This window comes from Salinispora pacifica CNR114 (assembly GCF_000514775.1).
Lineage (GTDB): Bacteria > Actinomycetota > Actinomycetes > Mycobacteriales > Micromonosporaceae > Micromonospora > Micromonospora pacifica.
In genome coordinates this window covers 34,987-57,339 of the sequence record NZ_AZWO01000033.1, presented here as the reverse complement: position 1 = coordinate 57,339, position 22,353 = coordinate 34,987, and the positions used below count along the sequence as shown (strand labels likewise).

Here is a 22,353-nt window from a genome sequence, read left to right as displayed (position 1 = left end):
CGCATGGACGACACCGCGGGGGTCTCGCCGGTCCGGCACTGCCGCCAACGCCGTGACCAGGCTCGACCGGCGTTGGACCGGCAACGACTCATCCAGGTGGTCCGCGTGCACGGCCAACACATCAATCAGCGATGATGATCCCAACGGGCGTGGTCCTCTTTGATCTTCCCAGACTCGACACCTGGATGATTATCGAAAGGCCGCGCCCGTCTCTATACCACCATGATCCGGAGCGTCCCCACCCAACCGGCCACAACGGTCATATCGCTACCTTGCCGGAGCCCTGGAGGCAGGCAGTCGCCGAGGAGGACGATCGTGTCCCTAACCGCGAGGCGCAACCCATGACCCACTTACCGGCCTCGACTCCAGGCGAAGAACTGGTGATCGGTCCCGCCGCCTCGGTGCAGTCCGCGCGACAACCGGGCTTCGTGTTCCGGATGATCTCGGTGTGCCCGCAGCCCACCTACCCCGGTTGGGGTGTGGCTCACTGGCTACCAGCTTGACGGCCAGGGCCACGCGGGCGGTTGCCCGGCGGGAGATCTACGTCCGGCTCGCCGGCCTGCGCCATGTTCCTCGCTTTGACGCGCGGCTGAGGTCGCAGTCAGCTTTCGTGTCACGAGCCCGGCACCAGCCGGACGCCGCCACCGCGGCGCCGTTGACCTAAACCCGCAACCCACGGCGGACTCGGCCCCCGGGAGGGCTTACCCGGTCCACGACGGCCACCCCTCCCCCTCCCAGATGCCAGGTCTTGACCCAACCCCAACCGCAGTTCCCGCCCGGCACAGGGAGCCGTCTGCCCACGCACGGCGGACAGCGCCCCCTGCCGAGCTTCTTGCCTCGGGCTCGCTGGCGCGGCATGTCCAGGGCTGTACCTCGACGGTGCCCTCCAGCGTCGTAGTGCCGAGTTCTGGCCAATCGCCGAGTGCGGTCCACGGTGCCGAGTTGTACGTGTGCGTCTGGACGGTCGGCTGCTGTAGGTGTTGTGGTACGCCGCGTGCGCCGGGACGTGACCGGCCTCCAGGCCGCACGCGCGGCCCCGGCGCTGACGTGGCGGCGCTTCTGGGGAGTTGGCCGCGCACTGGCGTCGGACGCTTCGCCACCTGGTTGTTTCAGCCGGCCGTGACTGGCTGGCATCCGACGAAGGGGCACCTGAAGGTTCGGCCCGTTCCGGTGCTCGGGGAGCCGTGGCCAGGCATACCGGTTCGGGGACGCAACGCGGCGGGCCGCGCTGATGCGTGCTGGCTACCGATCGCTCCGGGGCTGACCCCGCACGGGCTACGGCACACGCACAAGACGCTCATGGAGGAGCTGGGCACGCCCGCGAAGTTGGCGGATGAACGGATGGGCCACGCGGACGGCTCCGTTCAGGCCCGCTACACGCATGTCACGGCGGTGATGCGAGCCCGGCTGCTCGACGGCCTGACGCAACTGTGGGAGGCGGCAGTAGCCGAGCGGCGAGCAATGGCACCCCGGTCCCCCGTGGCCGTCCTGAACCGACTGCTGACCGAGGAAACTGAGTCGGCCGTAGAGATCGTCTCCCAGACTTCTCCCAAGCACCGATGAGAGAAACGAAAGAGGCCAGCTCCCCGATTCGGGATCTGGCCTCTAACCTGTAAATATTCAACGTGGGCGATACTGGGATCGAACCAGTGACCTCTTCGGTGTGAACTCTCGGCGAGGCGGTCGCATCGGGTGTCATGCGAGGTCAACCGGCCTGCTGGGGTCGCTCGGGGTCGGGTTCGTTGGGTGGGGTTGCTGTACTTCGCTGCTGTACCGCTCGTCGGTGAGGAACCGCCCGAAGTGGGCGCGCATCCGTAGCCAGTGCTGGCGGTCGTCGCAGGGATGGAGCCGGCCGCAGCGGCACAGGCTCAGGGCCGACTCGGCGTGCTTGATCAGCAGGATGTCCGCGTAGGCCACCTGCGCCTTGGCGTACTCCCGGAAGGCTGTCGAGATGTAGAGGGCTCCCACTGGTCACCGCCCTGTCCTGCGGGCGTGGCGGTGGTGCCAGAGGGCTTCGGCGACGGCGTCCACGGGGTCGATGTCCCCGGCCGCTAGGCGCTCGCGGGTGACGGCGATCCAGGGTGGCGAGGCTGGGGTGGCTTCGCCACAGGCGGTTCGCATCCCCTCCTGGGCGAGTTGGGCCAGCCGACAGGGGTCGTGTTGATTCGTGTGCCAGCCTCCGGCGACCACGCAGAAGCCGGCGCTGTCGGGCCGGTGGGCCTCCCAGAGAGCACGGGCAAGTCGCCACAGCAGGCGGTGCTGGCAGTCGGCGGGCGGTTCCACGGGCGGGTTCTCGACATCGAAGGACATGCGCCGACCATCCCGCCCGGCGGCGGGCCGCTCCATGGCCAGCGGTCATGTCACGGTGACATGGGAGGGCTCGACCAGCACGAATGGTCGCCCTAGGCTGTCGACCTGAACACCTTGAGTAGTCGGAACGCGACGCTGGGAGCTGCCGTGCTGCTCGATCCACTGCGGATTCCGGAGGACACGTGGTCGCACGGCGAGGTGCTGACCGCCCTGGCCGCCCGCGACATCGGCGGGCTGTTCCGCTGGATCACCAGTCTCACCGGGGCGAGTCAGAGCCGGATCGGGGCCGCCGTAGGGCTGGAACAGGGCTACGTCAGCCGGATCATGGCCGGACGCAGGGTCACCTCGATCGACGTCTTGGAGCGGATCGCCGACGGCTGCCGGATGCCCGACCAGGCGCGAATCACGATGGGCCTGGCACCCCGTCAGGCCGTGTCGCCTGCCGACCTCGGCCGGCTCATCCCCGGTCGGGCCAGCGAGCCGCCGGCCATCCGGACCTGGCAGGAGGACGTACGCAGTGCCGCAGAGCTTTGGCGAGGTGACGTGAACCGTCGAGACGTACTCCGGCAGATGGCCTTCAGCTCCGCCGGCTACACCCTGCCGGCGCTGCGCTGGTTCACCGCCCCTGACCCGGTCCCGGTCACCCAACCCGGCCGCAGCGCGGTCGGTCAACCGGAGATTGACACCATCCGCGCGATGACTGCGACCTACCGCCAGTTGGACAACCAGTATGGCGGCGGGCACGCCCGCGACACTGTCGCCCGCTACCTCCACCAGGAGGTGACCCCGCTGCTCACCGACGGCCGTTACGACCACACCACCGGCCAACGGCTACTCAGCGCCGCCGCCGAACTGGCCCAACTTGCCGGATGGCAGGCGTACGACATGGCCGAGCACGGCATCGCCCAACGGTATCTCACCCTCGCCCTGGCCTTCGCCCACGCCGCCGGAGACGACGGCCTCGGCGCGGAGATCCTCGCAGCGATGAGCCACCAGGCCACCTACCTCGGCCACACCGCCACCGGCCTCGACCTGGCCCGTGCCGCCGGTCAGACCGCCCGCCGGGCCGCGATCCCCGTCCTGGCCGCCGAAGCCCACGTCATGGAAGCCCACGCCCTGGCCAAAGCCAACGACGAACGGGCCTGCGCCGCCGCCCTGCACCAGGCAGAACAAGCCCTCGACCGGGCCGACCGCAGCACCGAGCCGCAATGGCTCAGCTACTTCGACGAGGCGTACCTGTCGGCCAAGTTCGGCCACTGCTTCCACGCCCTCGGCCGTAACACCCACGCCGAACGCTTCGCCGCCCGATCCCTGCGCATGGACAACCGCTACGTACGCGGCAGAGCCTTCAACCTCGCCCTGCTCGCCAACGTCCACGCTCAACAGGGCGAACCTGACCGGGCCTGCACCATCGGCGCGGAAGCTCTGACCCTGACCACCCAGCTCCGATCTGCCAGAGCCGTCCGCTACCTCCGCGACCTACAAACCCAACTCGCCCCGCACCGGCGACTTCCCGCCGTGCGGCACTTCACCGGCCGTATCGACGCCACCCTCGGTCCTCGACGCTGACCGTCACAGCTCTCCCCGGGCCTTGCGCGCGACTAGCTCCAGCACCGCGATCACCGTGCCGGCACCGACGATCTCACCCCGGGACACCAGCCCGTACGCCTCGTCGAGCGGAATCCACGCGACCTGCTCCGCCTCGTTCACGTCCACGGGCGCGCCGATGTGCTCAGCCTGCCGGGCCAGGAAGAGAAGGTTCTCGGCGTCAGCAGTGCCGACCCACGGTTGGAAGGAAAGCAACGGCTCGACCCCCTGGGGCTGCCAGCCGGTCTCCTCCTCGACCTCCCGTACCGCGCACTGCGCCGGGTGCTCCTCGTCATCGACGTAGCCACCGGGCAGCTCCCACACCCACCGGTCGAACACGAACCGGTGCCGTCGCATCAACAGCAGGCGCTCCTGATCATCGAGAACGGCGACCATGGCCGACCGGGGAGCCCGGATCACGTACTGCTCAAAGCGAACCCCGTCGGGCAGCTCCACCTCGGCGATGCTCAGCCGCGCTCGCCGAGTGTCGTCCACGACCCGCTCGCCGTGGATCGTCCACCGGGTCAACTCCGTCGCCTGCTTCTCCACCACCCCGCCAGTATCCGCGCCGAACCCTCACCACGCGCCGCAGGCAACGCCACCGGGCGCACTGCTCGGGCCGCCGCCCAGCCGACGAGCACCCCTCACCGACCCCCGTCGGGGGGGAAAGTGACCTGACGTAGCAGCGAGTGTGATCAAGTGCCGTACCGCTGGTCAGACGCATCGGTCGTGCCGTCGTACATGATCGAGTCAGACCACGTGGTAAGGCGTTCGCTGACGATCTGCTGACTCCGGATGAAGCGCTGCGGGCGCACGAGGACGGCCGGAGGCCGCCCGCAGGGCAGTCTGCGAGCGGTGGACAGCTTCCGAACCTGTGCCTTGCAAAGATCAAGACTTGTGTCGGCCAGCGTCGGTGACTGCCGCTGACCTGCTCGTGCTGTCGGCCACCGCTGACCGATGGCTGTGTCAGTCAGCCGGTTTGGCTGTACGGGTGGCTGTACCAGCCGGCTTGGTCAATCGACGCAGGACTTGTTAGTCAGACTGTCCGCATGCAGGCCACTACACCCCTGTGGGTTCCTATCATCGTCGCCGCTCTCGGAGTCGCGGGAGCTGTCACCGCTGCGCTGCTTACTCAAGTTCTCAGCAAGAGACGTGAAGACGAGCGGTGGCAGCGGGATCGCGAGGAAGACAGAGTTCGTTGGCAAAGGGAAAGTGAGCCGACTGAGGGAACTCCGCATCAGGTTATACGTCGATATCTCCGAATACGCCGAGCGAGTTGAGGCATTCTTCGAGGCAGTCACGAGTGATTACGACTTTTATCGCGGCGCACCTTCTTATTCGCCACTCCACCACGAAAAGTTGACCGGTCAGGTCAAACTGCTCGCACCGCAATATCTTCAGGATGCTTGGCGGGAATTCAGGGTTTCGGAGGACATGATTACATTTGAGCTCATGGAAGGGGACCCGAGCCATAACCCCTCTGGTCGAGCGTATCTTGATACGGACGCTCCTTATGTGGTCCTCGCCAGAGCCAAACTTGTCAAGCTGGAAGACGCGCTACGCATTGCTATCAACGACCTCGGAGCAGAAGGCCAATATGTCTAACAGGGCGGGTCTGCGACGATGGGGCAAGCAAACTTGCCCCATCGTCCGTGTCGCTCTCGACTGTTATACCACTGTTCGCAACGGGATCTAAGACAAGCCCGCCGCGAGCATCGGTCGCCAAGAGAACCTACTCGACATCGATGACAACCCCCCGGTGCGGTAGCGGTGTAACGGCTGCTCCTGCTGTCGGTCCCCCGTCGTATAAGCCGCACGGCTCCCCGGTAGTCCTTGTTTGTCCTGCTAGAGGACTCGGATTGCAGCAGCGCAGATGCTACCCAACCCTGTCGGACCCCTGTGGTGAAAGCCGCTCGACCCCTCGTTGGAAGCGCTGCCTGGCCTGCTAAAGGCGTTGTCCACAGCCGCAGCACCCATTCCCTGCATAGATAACTGCGTCATTCGGCAAATCCAATTCACCGATATCGCGTTTTCCACAGGTGCTATAGCTATCTGCGTGCGGAACCCGGAAGTTATCCACAGCCTAAGGGCCTCTGCCCGGACTACCAGTTGTCATCCCGTCTGCCGCCGGCCCGCACACCGTGGGGCGGGCCAGGGCCAGGGCGACAAGGTGGAGCGCCCTACCGGACGTACGACCTTGTCGCCCTGGCCCTGGTCTGCTCGGCTTGCCTGGGTCGGGGGTGGACGGGATGGCATCCCTCAACCACTACCACCCACGGCCGCAAACCGTTCGGCAACTCATCCTGGAGTCGTCTGGCCCCCGCCGGAGGCACAAGCCCTAACCCCAACCCCTGTCCCACCCTCCGCCCTTTCCCACCCTCACCTCTTCCCCACCTCGGACCCGTGAGCGATCGGCGTAATTCCGTTCGGCAACTGGCCCGGCCCGGCCGTCGACCGGTCTGCGGTTCCCGTCGTGAGGCTGGATGCGTGACGTGAGGTAGGACGTTGTCGTCCTGGTCCCGGTCGTCCTCCGGGACTCGTCACCGGTTCCCTTCACGGAACCAGTGGGTGACGCGCGGGGCGGGCGTGGCTTTCGGGCCGGCGACTTACCGCCCCGCCGCCGAAGGCGGGCGGGGCGGCGGCTCCGTCAGGAGCCGGTTACCGCGCCCGGCCCGCGCCGCGCGGAGCGCGCTTGATCCTATTGAGAGTGATTCGGCAGTGGTGACAGGCCGTCCTGCCCGGAAACATGACAGCCCGGACGCCTACCTCGCGTCGCTTGCGCCTCACCGCCGGGCCCGCCGGACATCTCGCTACAAGTTCTGGACGCTCCGTCCGGCAGGGTCCGTCCATGTCCGCGACCTCGGGCAACGGTCCGCGCTCCGCTGTCGGCGGTCGCCCCTGTCCGGGCTGGTTGCTGTCACCGTTGCTGTCGACAGCAACTAGGGACGCCACGAACGAGCCACCCAGCCGCTAGGCGAGCAGTAGACCCAGGGGATGCTTGAGCTTCTCGGGTACGTTTCGCTTGTGCTTGACGCTGCTCTATGGGACCGGCTCCTTCCAGTGATCACGTTACTTATCGGAGCGGGTTTGTCACGTTTCGGCAGGCGCGGCGACTCACGCCGGGCTGCTGCGGAGCAGCTCGCGGAGCTGGATCGGCTCGTGTGGGCCAAGGGCGGTGAGAACGACTGGTTAGACCTACAGGTCTACTTGGGTCGCCTTCAGGTCGCACTCCGTACTGCCGGAGTGCCGTGGCGGCTGGTCAAGCGCCTTCGGAACGCGGCCGTGGGGCACTGGAGAGCCGTCGAGCATTCAGGTGACCCGGAGGTGGGCTGGATCGCGTTGGGCTCAGAGCCGGATAAGTTCGCTGCGGCCAAGGACGCGGTGCTGGACTGGCTGGACCGGCCGTGGCACTTCTGGCGCAAACTGCGGGCGTGGCGGGCATCCAATGAGGCGACGACCACCCGTAAGGTTGCCTCTTTGGGTGGCTGACTGGTTGGCGCGAGCGTGAACCGCTCAAAGTGGAACGGCTACCACGCTTCGTAGCCTCAGACGTTGAAGTGGAACATACAGCCCTTCTCCCCTGACCTGCGGCGCTCAACAGTCGGCATGTACGAGGCCGCCAAGCAACGAGGGGAGCTTTCTCCGCCTGGTCTACGCGGCTCGGGTGTCAACGTTCACAAGCCGTAGGTGCCCGGATGGCCCCAGGCGGGCGGGCCACCCTGCCAGGAATGCAACCAGATCGACCCGCGAGGCTAATCCCGTCAGCGCCCCTAAGCCTCGCTCGCACCTTGAACAACCTCAAGTTGCCTCCGGCGCTCCAGCAACTCGGCCAGTTGCCTCCGCGCTTGTGGGTCACCCGCCGCGACTCCATCGCGCCACACCAGTTCGATCTCCGCCTCCCGATCCAACTTCCGAAGCAAGTGAGCCAAACCTCTTCGGGCTCCGGGCACCCCGTTCGCAATTGCATCCCGCCATACCTGTTCAGCCTCTACATAGCGCTTCTTCCGGTACAGCAGGTTTGCGAGCGGTCCAACTGATCCAGGAAGGTCTGCGTCTACGGCCACCCGCCGCACGTGTTCAATCTCAGCGTCCCGACCTTGGTGACGCAGCAAGGCGATTAGATGCTGAACAGCGCCTACGATTCCGGCGTTCAGCGCATCCCACAATAGCGACTCCGCCTCCGCGTGCCGGGCTTGCTTTTCTAGCAGCTCGGTCAAAGTGTGGAGCGCCCCTTTATCGCCGCACCTGGCAGCCTCACGCCATACCTGTTCCGCCTCCGCATGCCGGCCTTGCCTGTACAACAACCCGGCTAGATGCCGCCGGGCATTCGCATCGCCAGCGTTAGCACCTTGCCGCCACACCTCCTCAATCTCGTCGTCGCGGCCCTGCTTCTTCAGGAGGCTCGCCAAAGTCTTACGAGCACCCGGGTCACCAGCTGCGGCACATTCGCGCCATAAACCCTCGACTTCGTCGCCACGGCCTTGCATTTCGAGGGAGTAGACCAACATGCGGCATGCGCGGTAATCGCCGGCAGCGACCGCAGACCTCAAGACCTCATCCGCTTCCGCATGCCGACCTTCAGAGCGGAGAATAGTGGCGAGCGCCCGGTGGGTCCGGACATCGCCAGCAGTGAGACAGCCCCGTAGAAGTCGCTCAGCTTCTGCATAACGCTCCTGCTGTTGCAATAAATCACCCAATATTCGGCGGATACCCGGTTCTCCGCCTGCCACTTCTCGCAACAATTCCTCCGCTTCGCCGTGTCTGCTCGCTCTTCGAAGCAGCGCGGTCAAGGTTTGGTAGACAGCCGGGCTGTTTTCTGCGATATCCCGCATTAATTGGTCAGATTCCGGATGCCATGCCGGCCGCCTAAGCGCATCGGCCAATGCTCGACACGAACGCACATCGCCGAGGGCAACTCCTTGTCGCCAGACGTCTTCCGTCTCAACTCGTCGACCTTGCCGCGAAAGCAGGTTGGCCAATACTCCGCAGATTCGCGCGTCGCCGCCGGCCAATCCTTCGCGACATACCTGCTCCGCCTCGACGTCCCGGCCCTCCGCCGCAAGCAGAATGCCTAAACGCCGAAGCGAGCTCGCGTCGCCAGCACGGGCCCCTTCGCGCCATAGCTCCTCAATCTCAGCGTCTCGGCCCAAGTCCTTAAGTAGGCGGACGAGGCTAGCCGAGGGCGTTCCGTCGCCCAAACTGGCGGCTCGCCTATACAAGACTTCGGCAATCTCTGGCAGATCGCGATGAAAAGCGGCGTTTCCCACCCAATGCAACTCGTTCCCAGAATCAATGTGCTCGGCAAGGACATGCCAAGCCAGGGCGGGAATTGGGGAAGGATGTAGGCGGCGCTGGCGAAGCATATGCTGAAGTAGATAATCGGCGATCTCGAAACCGACCGTTTTGCGGTTGTCAGGATCTGCGATCGGAAGGAGCGCCGCCGTATCTGCCTCGTACGGATCCCGGGCGGTAGCGTAGGCCAGGGCGGGGGCAAACCACTCATCGGCGCGTTCCGGTGCAGGCAAGTAGGCGCGGGCTAAGTCTCGTAGCAACGACTCGCTCAACGGTCCGCGCACCCCCAGCCAACGCGCATCGATAGCAGCGCTAAGCAGGGCATGTGAATATGGACGGGGCGCATTGTCAAAACGACGGATCAGCCAGTCGCCACCAGCAAGCACCTGGGTGGTTCCATAGTTCGGATCCTTGCTCGCTCGTACGATTCGGGGATCTCGTTCCGCAGCGTTAGCTAGGCTGCGGCGCTCAGAATCGGTAGTGAATGGTCGGTCAGGAAGGCTGCGATGGAAGGTCGCTAGGCCGAGGACCTCGTGAGCCTCTGGGTAGCGCGGCCGGAGCACGTGTGACGACTCTTCTTTCTCTTTGCTGCGTAGCTCCTGAAAGCGCTCATGCCACGTGGTGGAAATTAGAATGATAGGCGTGTCGAGATTGAGCAGCCGCCGAAGAATTTCAGGGTCCAGGGCGTCATCACGCGGATTGAGGTAGGGTCCCTGCACAAAGTTCTGCAGTTCGTCTAACCAGAGAACCAAACCCGGCGTCGGCATTTCCAGCGCCGGATCCCCCAGACGATTCACCGTGGCGGCTCTTCCAATGCGCAGTAGGTGCCAGTCTGGCATCACCGCAGAGATCGCCTCATACACGGAACGCGTCTTTCCTACCGATGATCCACCTGTGACGAGTGCGAATCCGCCGGTAAGTTGCGCCTTGTAGAGCCAACTTCGCAGGTCGGAATCGAGATCCCGCTCGACGTAGACGGGAAGGCGAGGGTCCAGCTGGGCCGACAGGGACGGAGGCAACGAGGCAGGCAGTGGGAGTGCCTCATGCACTCCAAGCGTTAGCGGATCGCACTCGCGAACGCGGCGGAGCTGGTCCCACCAACCACGTCTGCGACCGATCTCCGCAACGGCCACCTCCTCCTGTTCGCGCCGTGCGATTGCTTCAGCCGTTTCCCGCTCCGCCCGCTCACGGCGGCGCTGCTGTAACCGTTCGGCCACTGGAGTCGCGAGGGCGGCCACCCCACTCACTGCGCCGATGATCCAGCCCACGCGCTCGATCCAAGTCCACCATTGGCTGGCTCGTGAGGTGACTGCGTTCGGCAAGCCCCAAGCAACCAAGGCTGCCACAGCAAGTGCTAGCGCACTCAGCCAGAGAAGAGGTATCCACCATGGTTGTCGGGGTCGCACCATCCCTCCATCACAACATTGTGGAGCAATGCCGTCCGCGCGAGGGGCTAGGCGGCGACCATCCCAACAAGCCCGCATACTCCCTGCCATCCCGTCTGCCATCGGCCCGCCCTCTGGGGAGCGGGCCGCCGCCCGGCCCGCCATGTCAGGCGGACCTTGACGCAGGTTCGGACGCTGGCGGGTCGGGCGGCGGTCTGCTCGGCTTGCCCGGGTCGATGGCAGGCGGGATGGCCTACCGCAACCACCCACGGACCGTGACCCGCCGACGCAGCCCCGGCCATCCTGGAGCCGGAGCGCCCCCGCCGGAGGCGCTCTAACCGCAACTCCGCGACCACCGTCAGCTCGCCAGCCCGGCCGGCGTGCCCTCCCCTACGCCGCGCGGGCTCGTGGCCGCGCGGCCCGGCCGGCTGCCGGCCCACCCCTCACCGGTCAAACCGTCTGTCGTTCTGCGGCGGCCCATCGGGCTCCCCGCTCTCCGCGCCAGCCGCCGGGCGTCAGGCGTGACGGCCGCAGAGCGACAGCGGCAGCGGCCGGCGCGCGCCCAGGCGGCGGGCGTCAGGCGTGACGGCCGCAGAGCGACGCCTTCCAGGTCGTCCGCACCGGCCTGACTGGCGGCAAGACCGTCCCCGCCACCGTCGCACGGCATCCGGTCGTGTTCGCCACGTTCACCGCACCTTCCTTCGGCGCAGTCCATCACCGGCACGTTCCCCAGCACACCTGCGCCGCCCGCCAGCGTTGCGACTGCCGGCCCGCGCCCTGCCGCGCCCGCCGTGACGCCGGCACCTGCGAGCACGGGCAGCCCGCGGCCTGCTTCGCCCGCCACGACACCGACGATCCGCAGCTCGGGCTGCCACTCTGTCCGGACTGCTACGACCACGACCACCACGCCGTGTGGAACGGCTTCTCCGGCGAGCTGTGGCGGCGCACCAAGCAGGCCATCGAACGCCAGCTTGCCGCTCTCTGCCGCCGACGAGGCATCGGCCACGTCCAGGTCGTCACCGACTCCGGCCGGGTGCGTCGGGTGCCGCCGGTTCAGGTGTCACATGGCAAGGTCGCCGAGATGCAACACCGGGGAGCCGTGCACTTCCACCTCCTGCTGCGCCTCGACGGCGTCGACCCCGGCGACTCCGGTGCTCTGACGCCGCCGCCGGCCGGGATCACCGCCGACGACCTGGACAACGCCGTGCACGCGGCAGCCCGGCAGATCACCGTCACCACCCCACCACACCCCGACCGCCTCGACGGCTGGCCGGTGGCATGGGGCGAGCAGATCGACATGCGCCGCGTCGGCAGCGGCGATGGTGCCGTGACCGACGCGAAGGTCGCCGCCTACCTCGCCAAGTACGCGACCAAGGCCACCGAAGTCACCGGTCACGCCTCGACCCGGCTCACCTCCGCGACCATCGGCACCTACGCCAACCCCGACGGCGACCATACCGCCCGCCTCATCGACGCCTGCTGGCGACTCGGACGCCCCACCGCCACCCGTACCACCGGCAGCGCCGGACAGGGCTGCGACCGTCAAGGCCGCCTTGACACCACAGCGAACCCCTACGCCGGACTCCGCCGCTGGGCACACATGCTCGGCTTCGGCGGCCACTTCCTCACCAAAGCCCGCCGCTACTCGGTCACCTCCGCCCTGCTCCGCGACACCCGCGCGACCTACCGCCGCACCGAAGACAACGGAACCGAAACCCTCACCGTCGGCACGCTCACCTACCTCAGGGCCGGCTGGCGCACCGACGGTGACGCCCTACTCGCCAACACTGCCGCCCGACAGCGACGCGAGAGCAGACGCATCGGCCGGGAAGAAGTCGCCCATGATGCCTGGCTTACCGGGGCCGCCGCATGAACCACGACCTTCACCCCCGCTGGTACTCACCTGCCGAGGTCGCCGTCCTGCTCGGCTTCGGAATCTCCAAGGTCAAGATGAAGATTGCCACCGGTGAGCTGCGCTCCATCAAGGACGGCAAGTATCGCCGTGTCCTCCCCGAGTGGGTCGATAAGTACATCCGCGAGCAGGTAGAACGGCAGGAGGCCGCCTGATGCCCGGACGTGCCCGTGTCAACGGCGAGGGGTCGATCTTCCCGTACCGCACCGGCTTCGCCGCATACGTTTGGGTCACCAAGCCCGATGGGAAGCGGACACGCAAGTACGTCTACGGCAAGACACGGGACGCCGTGCACGACAAGTGGATCAAACTGCACCAGCAGGCCAAGGCGGGACCGGTGGCGACCAGTGTCCCGACCCGTCGGTTGCTTCCTCGCCTACTGGCTGACCGAGATCATCGAACCGAACCGGGCGCCGCTCACCTTCGCCACCTACGAGACGTTCGTCCGCCGCTACCTCTCCCCTGGCCTCGGGTCCAAGCGCCTCGACCGGCTCCAGGCGCGGGACGTACAGACCTGGCTCAATCAGGTGGCCCGTACCTGCCAGTGCTGCGCCCAGGGCAAGGACGCCGCCCGTCGTCAAGAGAAACGCCGCTGTTGCGCGGTCGGGCGGTCCTGCCAGGCGGTCCCGTCGACGCGCACGGTCAGCGACATCCGGGCCGCGCTGCGGGCCGCCCTCACCCACGCCCAGGCCGAAGACCTCATCAGCAAGAATCCTGCCGTGCCGGTCACTCTGGCCACCGTCCGCCGTCGACGCGGAAGGTCCTGGTCCAGCGACGAGGCGCGAAAGTTCCTAGAATCGGCCCGCACCGACGAGGACCCGCTCTACGCCGCCTATGCCCTGGTCCTCGTCACCGGCCTCCGTAAAGGCGAGGCGTTGGGACTGGCATGGGAGGACCTCGACCTCGATGCCGGCGAGCTGACCATCGGCCGGCAACTGCAACGCGTACGCGGGAAGCTTCTCCACCGCGACACCAAGACCCAGGCGTCCGACGCCGCCCTCCCCCTGCCCGACATCTGCGTGGCCGCACTCAGGTTGCGGAATAGCCAACGCGACGAGGCACGAGCAGCCGCCGGAAAAACGTGGCACGAGAACGACCTCGTATTCACCACCCGCTATGGCACACCCATCGAGCCGCGCAACTTTCAACGCTCCTGGCAGACGAGATGCGACCGAGCAGGAGTCAGGCCGATCACCGTCCACGACGCCCGTCGGACCTGCGCCACCCTCCTGGCCGATCTCGACGTCCATCCGCGAGTCGCCATGCAGATCCTTCGGCACGCCCGCTTCTCCGTGACGATGGAGATCTACACCCAGGTCTCATCAAAGGCGACCAGGGACGCCCTCAAACGTCTCGGCGATTCACTCGGACAATGACGGGCTGCTGTACTTCGCTGCTGTACGGGCAGCAGAAAGGCCACCTCCCACGCGGGGAAGTGGCCTTTGAGCTGGGTGGGCGATACTGGGATCGAACCAGTGACCTCTTCGGTGTGAACGAAGCGCTCTCCCGCTGAGCTAATCGCCCGTTGGCTCGGATGACTCTACCTGATCGCCAATGCCGAACCCAAACCGAGGCTCAGCTCGCCGCCAGGCGGTCCAGTACCCAGGCCACCACGTCGAAGCCGACGCTGTACTTGAGCGACAGCCACACGACGGTCGACACGAAGACGAGACCGACCGCGCCGATAACGAACCGCACTGAGAGTGACTGTCGAGTAACCCAGTTGGTCCAGCCGTAGACGTGCCGGCGGGTAAAGGTGAGCAACCGCCGCGCCCAGTGAAACTCCACCGCCCAGATCCCGAGGCCGGCGATCACCAGCAACCAGCCGGGGCCCGGCAGCGGGATCAGCGCGATTCCGACCGTGACGACGATGGCACCGGTGATCGCGACAAAGACCTTCAGGGCAAGTCGGCCGGTGGGGTTGGCCCGAATCAACGCGAGGGTGGTCGAGATTCGCTGGCGCCACCGCGGCCGTTCTCCCCGGGTGTCGACCAGCGCCGCCCCCGCTGCCGGTGCACCCATGTCCGAGCCGGATCGGCCCGGTCTACTCCGCTGTTCGTTCGACACCCGGAACCCCCGCCGTTCAGCCGTCTGGGTCGCGATGATCGGTCGACCCGACGGCGTGACACGATCCACTGAGGATCACCCTGTCACATTTCCTTCCCCCAGTGTGGCGCGCGCCCGTCACTGCGACCGTGGACTGGACGTTACCGGAGTAAGTCGACGACTGAAGCACCTGATGCCAAGCGGCACCGCGGACGGGTGGAACCGGAAATCCTACAGGAACTTTCACATTCTGGGGGACACTCCGAAGGCCTTCCCACCACTGGGTGAAGTCAGCGTATGGCGGAGCGTAGCTAGGGGCAGCACCTGAGTATGGGAAAAGCGGGACACGCGCGTTCCGCAGCGGTGCCGGGGGGAGAACGTCCATGAGTGTCATCCGACCGACGACCGTAGAGGTCGAGACGTCGCTAAGGCTCGTCGCACCTGACGCCACGGCCTTGCCGGTGCGTGCCAGTCTGCGCTACGACCCTGCTGATCCGTATGCGGTCCACGTCCTGTTCCATGCGGAATCGGCCGGTGGCGAGGCGGTCAGCTGGTCGTTCGCACGGGAACTGCTGGTGACCGGCCTCGATGAGCCGGCTGGCATCGGCGATGTGCGGGTCTGGCCCTGGGCCACCCCGCGCGGGGACTTCGTCGCCCTGGCGTTGTCGTCCCCGGACGGCAACGCCCTGTTTGAGGTGCCGCGGAGCGTCTTGGTGCGCTTCCTGCGGCGGACCTATGTCGTCGTCGCGCGCGGCCGCGAGGCCGAGCACCTGGACGTCGACACGGCGGTGAACCGGCTACTCGCCGGACGCTGAGATCGAGAGGCCGGAATCTGGATCGAAAGGACCGCAATCTGGTGACCGGTCAACCGGGGCCGCGCGGAGCTGCCGAGTCCGCGCGACCCCGGCCACCCCGGTCGGTATGCGAAAGCAACAACCGCCGGCTACGCCGGCTCAGCCGTGGGTGGTGATGCCGCCGTCAACCGGGATGACCGCGCCGGTCAGGTAGGCGCCGGCCCGCGACGACAGGTAGATCGCGGTGCCCGCCATGTCCTCCGGTCGGCCGATACGGCCCAGCGGCACCTGCTTCTCGATGGCAACCCGAGAAGCGGGATCGTCCAGGGCAAACGCCATCATCTTGCTCTCGAAGGGGCCCGGGGCGATCGCGTTGACGGTGACGTGTTCGGCGGCGAGTTGGTGGGCGAGGCTGCGGGTCAGCATGTGCACGGCCGCCTTCGTGGCGGAGTACGCGTACACCTCCATCCACGGGACCCGGATCCCGTCCACCGAGCCGATGTTGATAACCCGGGCGGGATCGTCTGCGGTGCCTGCGGCACGCAGTACGGGCAGCAGCGCGGTGGTGAGCCGGAAGACGGCCTTGACGTTAACCGCCCAGAGCTTGTCGAATGCGCTCTCCGGGTACGCCTCAAGTGGTGCGCCCCAGGTGGCGCCCGCGTTGTTGACCAGTACGTCGAGTCGGTCGTGCCGCTCTCGTACGCTGGCGGCGAGCGCCTCGGCGCCAGCGGCGCTGCTGAGGTCGACCGGGACCGCCGTGCACTCGCCCAGCGTTGACAGTTCGGCGGCGACCGCCGCGCAGACGTCCGCCTTCCGGGCAGCGATGATCACTTTGGCGCCGGCCCGTACGAAACCTTCGGCGATCATCCGGCCGATCCCGCGCGAGCCGCCGGTGACCAGGACGGTCTTGCCGGTAACCGAGAAAAGATCCGTCATGCCCGTCCCTTCGCCATCCACCCCTACCGCTCGGTAACGTAACCGCCTCGCTCAGTCCCCACAACCCTGCCGCCGGCACAACGGATTCGAGGCGGAGTCGGGGCGGAGTCGGGGCGACGGAATCGGAGCAGCCCCTTTTCGGGCCCGTTGGTGCTGGTTCGCCGCGTGCATGGACCGCGCGGCGAGGACGGTGATGCGGGAATCGGCGTACGGGGCTACCGTCGCGGGTGATGTTCTCTGCTGTTCATCGCACCCCGGACGCCGCCGTGAGCGCGGCGCTCGGCTTCGGTGGCGTGGTGACCGATCCGGCGTGGCAGCGTCCGATCCTGCTGACGGAGGACCTGCTCATCCTGGTCATCGCCGGACATGGCGGCGCTGAGGTGGACTTCCACCCCCTCCCCTGCCACCCGGGCACACTGCTGCGGGTCCGGGCGGGCCAGGTGCTTCGGTGCGGGCCACCCCTGGGTGCGATCGTGGTGCGCTGGGCCTCGGCGGCGCTGCACGGCTTCGACATTGACCCCGAGGCGGCCCCGACCCGGCTTGAGCTGACCGGTGCGGATGGAGTGGCCATCAGTACCGGGGTCCGTCAGCTCGCGACGGACTGCGAACAGCATCGCGGAAAGTCCGCCGCTCTGCTCCGCCACCAGCTGGCGGCGCTGCTGCTTCGGCTGGCCCTGCTGTCCGACTCCGATGGGGGGCCGCAGCCCGCGTCGCGGTCGGCGTCGCGCACCGAGACCGGTACCTTCCGACTGCTCTGCCGCGAGTTGGAGCAGGGCTACCAGCGCAGCCGCCGGGTGGAGGACTACGCCGACCGGCTGGGTTGCTCGGTTCGTACCCTGACCCGCGCCTGCCTGGCGGTCACCGGGCGCAGCGCGAAGCAGGTGGTGGACGAGCGGGTGGCGTTGCAGGCCCGCCGCCTACTCGCGGCGACCGACGAACCGGTGGCGCGAATCGGCCAACGGCTCGGCTTCGCCGAGCCGACCAACTTCGGCCGGTTCTTCACCCGAGAGGTCGGGGTCAGCCCGGGGTCGTTCCGCGCCGCCCGGGGCGTTGCGCCCCTGGTACGCCCGCGCCCGCCCGCCGAGGCCGGCGGCGCTCAGCTACGGGTGCCGGGTCACCGCGATGACCACGTCACCGCCGAGTCGACCGTGCTCGGGGTCGCGCACGGCGGCGCCGCACCGCAGCAGCCCGGTGAGCGCCCGCTGCACGTCGACTGACCGATACGCGGTCGCGGTCAGCGCGTGTCGGCGCAGCTCGGTGACGGTACGGGGGCCGGAGCGGGCCAGCTCGGCGAGGAGTTCCTGGCCCAGCAACTCGGGGGCGCGGGCGATGTCGAGCGGTTGCCCACTCGGGTCGGCGGGGTCCCGATAGCGAACCGCGGTGTCGTCCTCCACCGCCCACAGGTGTTCCTTGAACGCCTCCAGGCTCCGGTCGTGGCCGGCGCCGAGGGCGAGCCGCCGCGCGAGTGACCCGTCCACCGCCACCAGGTCGACCTGGGTGGTGAGTGGGAAACCGGCACCGGCGAGACCGGCCCGCACCAAGCCGGCAGGGTCAGCAGATGCAGCCGCGGAGCCGGCAGGGTCAGCAGGGCCAGCAGCCACGGGCTTCGCCTCGGTGACCAGCAGGAGCTCGGCGGGGCGGCCGGCGGCACTGGCGGCCAGCACACCGGGGTCGGTGGCGCCAGCCCCATCCAGGTACGACAGCAGCGGCGCCCCCGTGGCGCCGGCTGCCTTCACCGCCACGGGCAGCCGGGCGGGCCCGCCGGGCACCAGGTGTACGGCTATCTCGGCCGGCAGGCTCGCCTCGATCGCGCCCAGCCGGGCGGGGAGTTCCGCACCTCCGTCGGCGAGCACCAGCACGGTGAGCTGCCGCCCGCGAAGCTGGCCGGCATGCTCGGCGAGCACGCCGAGTACCGCTTCGGCGGAGTCAGTGGCCGCGAGCAGGGCCCCGGGCCCGTACGCGAGCGCCACGACGCTGGGCCTCCCCCGCGCGACTGCTCGGGGCAACCACGCTTCGAGCTGCCGGCCGAGCAGTTCCCGTACCACCCCGTCCATCACGCCATCGGTTCTACCGTACCCGGATGGGCCGGAGGCGGCGGGGCCAGCAAAAGCAGCACGGCGGGAAACCCAACCGGCGCGGGACTTGTACATCCCGTCGCTGGTTAAGCACGATGGGGCGTGCCTTCTGGCTTCGGTGATCTGACTGACCACGTGCTTCATCTGGTGGCTACCGGCGATCTCGCCGGCGCCCAGCGGCTCCTCTCCGACGCGTTGGCCGACGCCGACCCACGGCCAGCCAACGCCAACGCCGAGTTGGCCGAGTTGGCGAGCCTGCAGGCGCGGGTGCTGGTGGGGCTCGGCGAACCGCGGGCCGCGCGGGGTTGGGCCGCCTACGCGTACGCGGCCAGCAACCGCCTGCACGGTCGTTCGGACGAACGGACTGTCGCGGCTGCCGCCACCCTGGCCGCGGTGCTACACCGGGTCGGTAGTTGGTCCCGCGCGGCCCGGACCTACCAAGAGGTGATCATCGAGCTGACGGCCCTGGATGGACCGGAGTCGCTTCGCGTTCTCGCCGCGCACGCCGATCTGGCCACGCTGGAGTACGCTCGCGGCCAGTGCCAGGTGGCTCGCGACCGGCTCGCGGACGCGTGGGAGCTGCACCGCGAGGTGTACGGCGATGGGCATCCCAGCGGCATCAAAATGCTCGCCCGGCTCGGTGCCATGCAGCGCGACTGCGGGTTGGCCGGTTTGGCACAGGAGAGCCTGGTGCTGGCCGAGGAGCTATGCCGCCAGCATCTGGCCGTCGCGGACCCGCTGGCGGTGCAGGTGGCCGCGCTGGGCCGGGCGGACGCCGATCCGGAGCACCGCTGCCCATCCCACGGGCGGGGGGCCCCGATCGTGCCGGCCGCTCGGATGCCCCCGCCGGGAGACGGGCCGCTCGGGCCGCTGCCCGAGGAGCGGCCACTCCCTGGAGACTCTCCGCTACCCGACGACAGAGCGCTACCCGACGACCGGTCCTTCCCCGACGACGGGTCGCTCGCCGAGGACGGGCTGTTCCCCGACTACGGGCTGCTACCCGACGGGCGACCCGATGCGGACCGGCCACAGCATCCAGCGCAGCCCGGATATCGCCCGACCGACCTGTATTTTCCGCCGGAGCCGGAGCCGGAGCCGGAGCCGGAGCCGGAGCCGGACCGGTCAGTGGCCGAGAAGCATCCGGCAGCTGGGTATTCGCCGCCACCCGCGGTCCCGACGCCCCGGCTGCCGCCGGAGGGTACCGCGTTCCCCGAGCGACCCGAGCTCTTCCCACCGGATCTACCGGCGGACGAGCACGAACCGTGGTGGCGCGAGTCGTCAACCGCACAGTGGGGTGGCGCCGTACCCCCTGCGGTGTTGCCCCTCACCCACCTGGAGGAGGCCGACGGGGTCCGCCGAGTCGAGCCCCACGGGGCGTCCGATGGGCCGACAGACCAGCCGTCGCGGCTGTTGCCGGTGCCGGTGCCACGCGCCACAACGCCGCCCCGGCACCGGCTGCCGCTCGTGGTGGGTGCGGTGGTGGTGCTGCTGGGGACGGCCGCGGTGATCGCCGGGGTGTCCCGATTCGACGGGTCGGCACCGCCGCCGCCGACGACGGACCCGGCAACCGAGGCTCCGGCGGCCTCGCCCAGCACTCCGCCCGGTGCGGTGACCCTGACCGACAACCAGGACAACGTCGCCCTGCGCTGGACGTACCCGGAGGGCGGAGCGGGCCCGGTGGTGGTCTCGGGGGGCCAGCCCGGTGAGTCGCAGACCATTTTCGCCAACCTGCCCGCCGGCAGCACCGAATACGTCGTGTACGGGCTCAATGGTGGCGTTAACTACTGCTTCGCGGTGGCGGTGGTGTGGTCAACGGAGACGATCGCCCGGTCCGAGGAGGTCTGCACCAATCGCGGTTGACGCCGCGTCCGCTAGTCGGGGGGCAGCGCGGGCAGCGTCACCCGGACGCGCAGGCCCGGCGGCGGGTCGGCGTCGGTGAGCTCGACCCGACCGCCGGCCCGCCGCACCAGTTCGCGCACGATGGCGAGCCCCAGGCCAGCGCCGCCGGCGTCCCGGTCGCGGGCGGCGTCCAGCCGGGTGAACCGGCCGAAGACCCGTTCCCGGTCCGCCACCGGGATGCCGGGCCCGTCGTCGGTCACCGTCACCCGGTGGTACGCGGGCCCGTCCGGCTCGCCGCCGAGCAGCACCCGGGAGCGGGCGTGCCGTACCGCGTTGTCGACCAGGTTGACCAGCACCCGGCGCAGTTCCTCCGGGTCCCCGACTACCCAGAGCGGCGATGCCGCCGGTGCCCGGTGGACACTCTGGGCCGGGTAGCGAGCGGCCACCTCGGCCAGCAGGGCACCCAGGTCGACCGGCCCGGTGCCACGGGCGGGCGGGGCCTCGTCGAGACGGGCGAGAAGCAACAGGTCATCGACGAGCCGGCCGAGCCGTTCGGTGTCGGCCAGCAGGTCCACCGAAACCGCGGGCCAGTCGGTCCGCTCCCCCAGCCGCTGCGCGACCTCGAGTTCGGTCCGCAGGTTGGTCAGCGGGCTGCGCAGTTCGTGCGCGGCGTCGGCGACGAACGCCCGCTCCCGGTCCCGGCTGGCGCGCAGCCGATCCAGCATGTCGTTGAGGGTCACCGCGAGCCGGTGGATCTCGTCCTGCGACGCCGGTACGGGTAGCCGGCCGCGCCCGTCCCGACCGGTGATCTCCTCGGCGCCCCGACGCAGCGCCTCCACCGGGCGCAGCGTCGCGCCGACGGCCCGCCAGGCCACGAGGGCGAGCAGGCCCACCAGCGGCGGGAAGCTGACCAGCAGGATGGTCTGGACGACGTGGATACTCTGCCGTACGTCCACCAGCGAGCGGGCGACCAGCACGGTGAGCGGGTCGCCGTCGGTGCCGGCCGGGACGGCCACCACCCGCATCGGCCCGGTCAGCCCCATGCGTTGCCCCGGCACGGTGACGCCGGCTCGGGCGGTGCGGTCGACCTGCTCCGGCCGGACCATCGGCACCAGCCGGTCGGCGTCGATGGAGGCGGCGCGGACCCGTCCCTGCGCGTCGACCACCTGTACCCGCACCTGACTGCCGGCGACGGGCAGGGGGTCGGGCAGGGCGTCTTCGGCGGCCAGCAGGGCGATGGCGTCGGCGGTGCGCAGCGCCTCCGTGTCGACGTTGCGGTGCAAAGTCCAGTTGAGCACGGCCAGGAGCACCAGGCCGCCGACGGCGAGCCCCGCCGACACGCCGAGTAGGCCGATCGCCATCAGCCGTCCGCGGAGGCCAAGCGGGGCCCTGGGCCGCCCGCGCGCCCGGCGCCCGGTGGCGGGCGGGGGGTCGCCGGCTGGCGAGGGGTTGGTGCCGGGGCGGGGACGGTCGGCGGGGGCGGCGGGTTCGGTCATGCGGTGACGAGGCGGTAGCCGGCCCCGCGGACGGTCTCCAGGCGGTCTCGGCCGAGCTTGCGGCGCAGGTAGCCCACGTACACCTCCACCGCGTTCGGGGCGGTTTCGACGCTGGCGTCCCAGACGTGGTCCAGGAGTTCGATTTTGGAGACCACCGTGCCGGGGCGGCGCATCAGGTAGTCGAGCAGGGCGTACTCCCGGCCGGTCAGGGCCACCTCGACGCCGTCACGGGTCACCCGCCGCCGGGCCGGGTCCAGCCGGAGGTCCCCCACGGCCAGCACCGCCGGCCGCTCCGGTGCGCCGCGGCGCAGCAGGGCGCGCAGCCGGGCCAGCAGCACCACGTACGAGAAGGGCTTGGTGAGGTAGTCGTCGGCCCCGCAGTCCAGCCCGTCGGCCTGGTCGTACTCGCCGTCCTTGGCGGAGAGCATGAGCACCGGCAGCCAGCGCCGCTCGGCCCGCAGCCGGCGGACCACCTCGTAGCCGGAGAGGCCGGGCAGCATCACGTCGAGGACCATCGCGTCGTACTCGCCGTGCCGGGCCGCCTCCAGTCCGGCTGGCCCGGTCGAGGCAACATCCACCGCGAACCCTTCTGCCTGCAGCCCCCGGTGCAGCGCGGCCGCCAGCCGCGCCTCGTCCTCCACCACCAACAGTCGCACGGGTCAAGGGTGCCACCGGGCCACA

General features: G+C 68.7%; 16 protein-coding genes, 1 tRNA gene and 4 pseudogenes. 11 read left to right on the top strand and 10 right to left on the bottom strand.

Going from position 1 to position 22,353, the window contains the following annotated elements:
- Nucleotides 1–341 precede the first annotated feature (341 nt).
- Together B118_RS33030 and B118_RS28605 are read left to right on the top strand one after the other, a co-directional pair.
- Nucleotides 342–598: pseudogene (locus B118_RS33030) on the top strand (hypothetical protein); the annotation flags it as partial.
- A 448-nt stretch (nt 599–1,046) separates the two neighbouring features.
- Nucleotides 1,047–1,563 (top strand): annotated as a pseudogene (locus B118_RS28605) (tyrosine-type recombinase/integrase); the annotation flags it as partial.
- A gap of 132 nt (nt 1,564–1,695) precedes the next feature.
- Here the strand turns inward: B118_RS28605 and B118_RS0119315 are convergent.
- Together B118_RS0119315 and B118_RS0119310 are read right to left on the bottom strand one after the other, a co-directional pair.
- The gene (locus B118_RS0119315) at nt 1,696–1,968 is read right to left on the bottom strand and encodes a hypothetical protein (RefSeq protein WP_027646953.1); all 273 of its coding nucleotides are present in this window, start codon (nt 1,966–1,968) and stop codon (nt 1,696–1,698) included.
- A 3-nt stretch (nt 1,969–1,971) separates the two neighbouring features.
- On the bottom strand, nt 1,972–2,310 hold the full coding sequence (locus B118_RS0119310; RefSeq protein ID WP_027646954.1) for a hypothetical protein: 339 nt from the start codon (nt 2,308–2,310) through the stop codon (nt 1,972–1,974).
- Nucleotides 2,311–2,457: 147 nt separating this feature from the next.
- Here B118_RS0119310 and B118_RS0119305 point away from each other — a divergent pair, with 147 nt between their 5' ends.
- Nucleotides 2,458–3,879, top strand: a complete 1,422-nt coding sequence (locus B118_RS0119305) for a helix-turn-helix domain-containing protein (RefSeq protein ID WP_028193240.1) — start codon at nt 2,458–2,460, stop codon at nt 3,877–3,879.
- A gap of 3 nt (nt 3,880–3,882) precedes the next feature.
- Here B118_RS0119305 and B118_RS0119300 read toward each other — a convergent pair whose 3' ends face one another.
- Nucleotides 3,883–4,449 (bottom strand): NUDIX hydrolase, encoded by a 567-nt coding sequence (locus tag B118_RS0119300; protein ID WP_027646956.1) that lies wholly within the window; start codon nt 4,447–4,449, stop codon nt 3,883–3,885.
- Nucleotides 4,450–5,049: 600 nt separating this feature from the next.
- On the opposite strand from B118_RS0119300, the gene B118_RS31860 reads away from it, so the two are divergent.
- Nucleotides 5,050–5,502: a hypothetical protein gene (locus B118_RS31860; RefSeq protein ID WP_155256570.1), complete on the top strand. Its 453-nt coding sequence runs from the start codon at nt 5,050–5,052 to the stop codon at nt 5,500–5,502.
- Between the two features lie 1,482 nt (nt 5,503–6,984).
- Nucleotides 6,985–7,386, top strand: coding sequence for a hypothetical protein (locus tag B118_RS28600; RefSeq protein ID WP_027646584.1), 402 nt, complete (start codon nt 6,985–6,987; stop codon nt 7,384–7,386).
- Between the two features lie 281 nt (nt 7,387–7,667).
- Here B118_RS28600 and B118_RS31855 read toward each other — a convergent pair whose 3' ends face one another.
- Entirely contained in the window at nt 7,668–10,052 is a 2,385-nt protein-coding gene (locus B118_RS31855) for a tetratricopeptide repeat protein (protein WP_162173358.1), read from the bottom strand.
- Between the two features lie 1,120 nt (nt 10,053–11,172).
- On the opposite strand from B118_RS31855, the pseudogene B118_RS28595 reads away from it, so the two are divergent.
- From B118_RS28595 to B118_RS28590, 3 genes and pseudogenes are all read left to right on the top strand, one after another.
- A pseudogene (locus B118_RS28595) lies at nt 11,173–12,447 on the top strand (replication initiator); the annotation flags it as partial.
- Nucleotides 12,444–12,641 carry an excisionase family DNA-binding protein gene (locus tag B118_RS0119275; RefSeq protein ID WP_028193238.1) on the top strand — a complete coding sequence of 66 codons (198 nt, stop codon included), beginning with the start codon at nt 12,444–12,446 and terminating at the stop codon, nt 12,639–12,641. The pseudogene B118_RS28595 and the gene B118_RS0119275, both read left to right, overlap by 4 nt.
- A pseudogene (locus B118_RS28590) lies at nt 12,641–13,862 on the top strand (tyrosine-type recombinase/integrase). The gene B118_RS0119275 and the pseudogene B118_RS28590 overlap by 1 nt, the downstream one beginning before the upstream one ends.
- A 76-nt stretch (nt 13,863–13,938) precedes the next feature.
- Here B118_RS28590 and B118_RS0119265 read toward each other — a convergent pair.
- Nucleotides 13,939–14,010 (bottom strand) — tRNA-Val (locus B118_RS0119265).
- Between the two features lie 51 nt (nt 14,011–14,061).
- Nucleotides 14,062–14,622 (bottom strand): TIGR02611 family protein, encoded by a 561-nt coding sequence (locus B118_RS0119260; RefSeq protein ID WP_028193237.1) that lies wholly within the window; start codon nt 14,620–14,622, stop codon nt 14,062–14,064.
- A gap of 293 nt (nt 14,623–14,915) precedes the next feature.
- Here B118_RS0119260 and B118_RS0119255 point away from each other — a divergent pair, with 293 nt between their 5' ends.
- Nucleotides 14,916–15,347: an SsgA family sporulation/cell division regulator gene (locus B118_RS0119255; RefSeq protein WP_011905498.1), complete on the top strand. Its 432-nt coding sequence runs from the start codon at nt 14,916–14,918 to the stop codon at nt 15,345–15,347.
- A 138-nt stretch (nt 15,348–15,485) separates the two neighbouring features.
- Here B118_RS0119255 and B118_RS0119250 read toward each other — a convergent pair whose 3' ends face one another.
- Nucleotides 15,486–16,262, bottom strand: coding sequence for a RhlG family 3-oxoacyl-ACP reductase (locus B118_RS0119250; RefSeq protein ID WP_018220430.1), 777 nt, complete (start codon nt 16,260–16,262; stop codon nt 15,486–15,488).
- 230 nt (nt 16,263–16,492) lie between these two features.
- On the opposite strand from B118_RS0119250, the gene B118_RS0119245 reads away from it, so the two are divergent.
- Nucleotides 16,493–17,479: a helix-turn-helix transcriptional regulator gene (locus B118_RS0119245; RefSeq protein WP_028193236.1), complete on the top strand. Its 987-nt coding sequence runs from the start codon at nt 16,493–16,495 to the stop codon at nt 17,477–17,479.
- Here the strand turns inward: B118_RS0119245 and B118_RS31850 are convergent.
- Nucleotides 17,363–18,316, bottom strand: coding sequence for a hypothetical protein (locus tag B118_RS31850; protein ID WP_028193235.1), 954 nt, complete (start codon nt 18,314–18,316; stop codon nt 17,363–17,365). The genes B118_RS0119245 and B118_RS31850 overlap by 117 nt on opposite strands.
- 168 nt (nt 18,317–18,484) lie before the next feature.
- Here B118_RS31850 and B118_RS0119235 point away from each other — a divergent pair, with 168 nt between their 5' ends.
- The gene (locus tag B118_RS0119235) at nt 18,485–20,197 is read left to right on the top strand and encodes a hypothetical protein (RefSeq protein ID WP_043541594.1); all 1,713 of its coding nucleotides are present in this window, start codon (nt 18,485–18,487) and stop codon (nt 20,195–20,197) included.
- Between the two features lie 11 nt (nt 20,198–20,208).
- On the opposite strand, the gene B118_RS0119230 is transcribed toward B118_RS0119235, so the two are convergent.
- Entirely contained in the window at nt 20,209–21,537 is a 1,329-nt protein-coding gene (locus B118_RS0119230) for a sensor histidine kinase (RefSeq protein ID WP_018828731.1), read from the bottom strand.
- A 131-nt stretch (nt 21,538–21,668) separates the two neighbouring features.
- The gene (locus B118_RS0119225; RefSeq protein WP_018812507.1) at nt 21,669–22,328 is read right to left on the bottom strand and encodes a response regulator transcription factor; all 660 of its coding nucleotides are present in this window, start codon (nt 22,326–22,328) and stop codon (nt 21,669–21,671) included.
- Nucleotides 22,329–22,353: the final 25 nt, after the last annotated feature.

What these genes read in the sequence shown, in the direction of transcription:
- B118_RS31850 (WP_028193235.1), bottom strand. Translation starts at nt 18,316, where the DNA reads ATGGACGGGGTGGTACGGGAACTGCTCGGCCGGCAGCTCGAAGCGTGG.
- B118_RS0119275 (WP_028193238.1), top strand. Translation starts at nt 12,444, where the DNA reads ATGAACCACGACCTTCACCCCCGCTGGTACTCACCTGCCGAGGTCGCC.
- B118_RS0119255 (WP_011905498.1), top strand. Translation starts at nt 14,916, where the DNA reads ATGAGTGTCATCCGACCGACGACCGTAGAGGTCGAGACGTCGCTAAGG.
- B118_RS0119310 (WP_027646954.1), bottom strand. Translation starts at nt 2,310, where the DNA reads ATGTCCTTCGATGTCGAGAACCCGCCCGTGGAACCGCCCGCCGACTGC.
- B118_RS0119230 (WP_018828731.1), bottom strand. Translation starts at nt 21,537, where the DNA reads ATGGCGATCGGCCTACTCGGCGTGTCGGCGGGGCTCGCCGTCGGCGGC.
- B118_RS0119245 (WP_028193236.1), top strand. Translation starts at nt 16,493, where the DNA reads ATGTTCTCTGCTGTTCATCGCACCCCGGACGCCGCCGTGAGCGCGGCG.
- B118_RS0119250 (WP_018220430.1), bottom strand. Translation starts at nt 16,262, where the DNA reads ATGACGGATCTTTTCTCGGTTACCGGCAAGACCGTCCTGGTCACCGGC.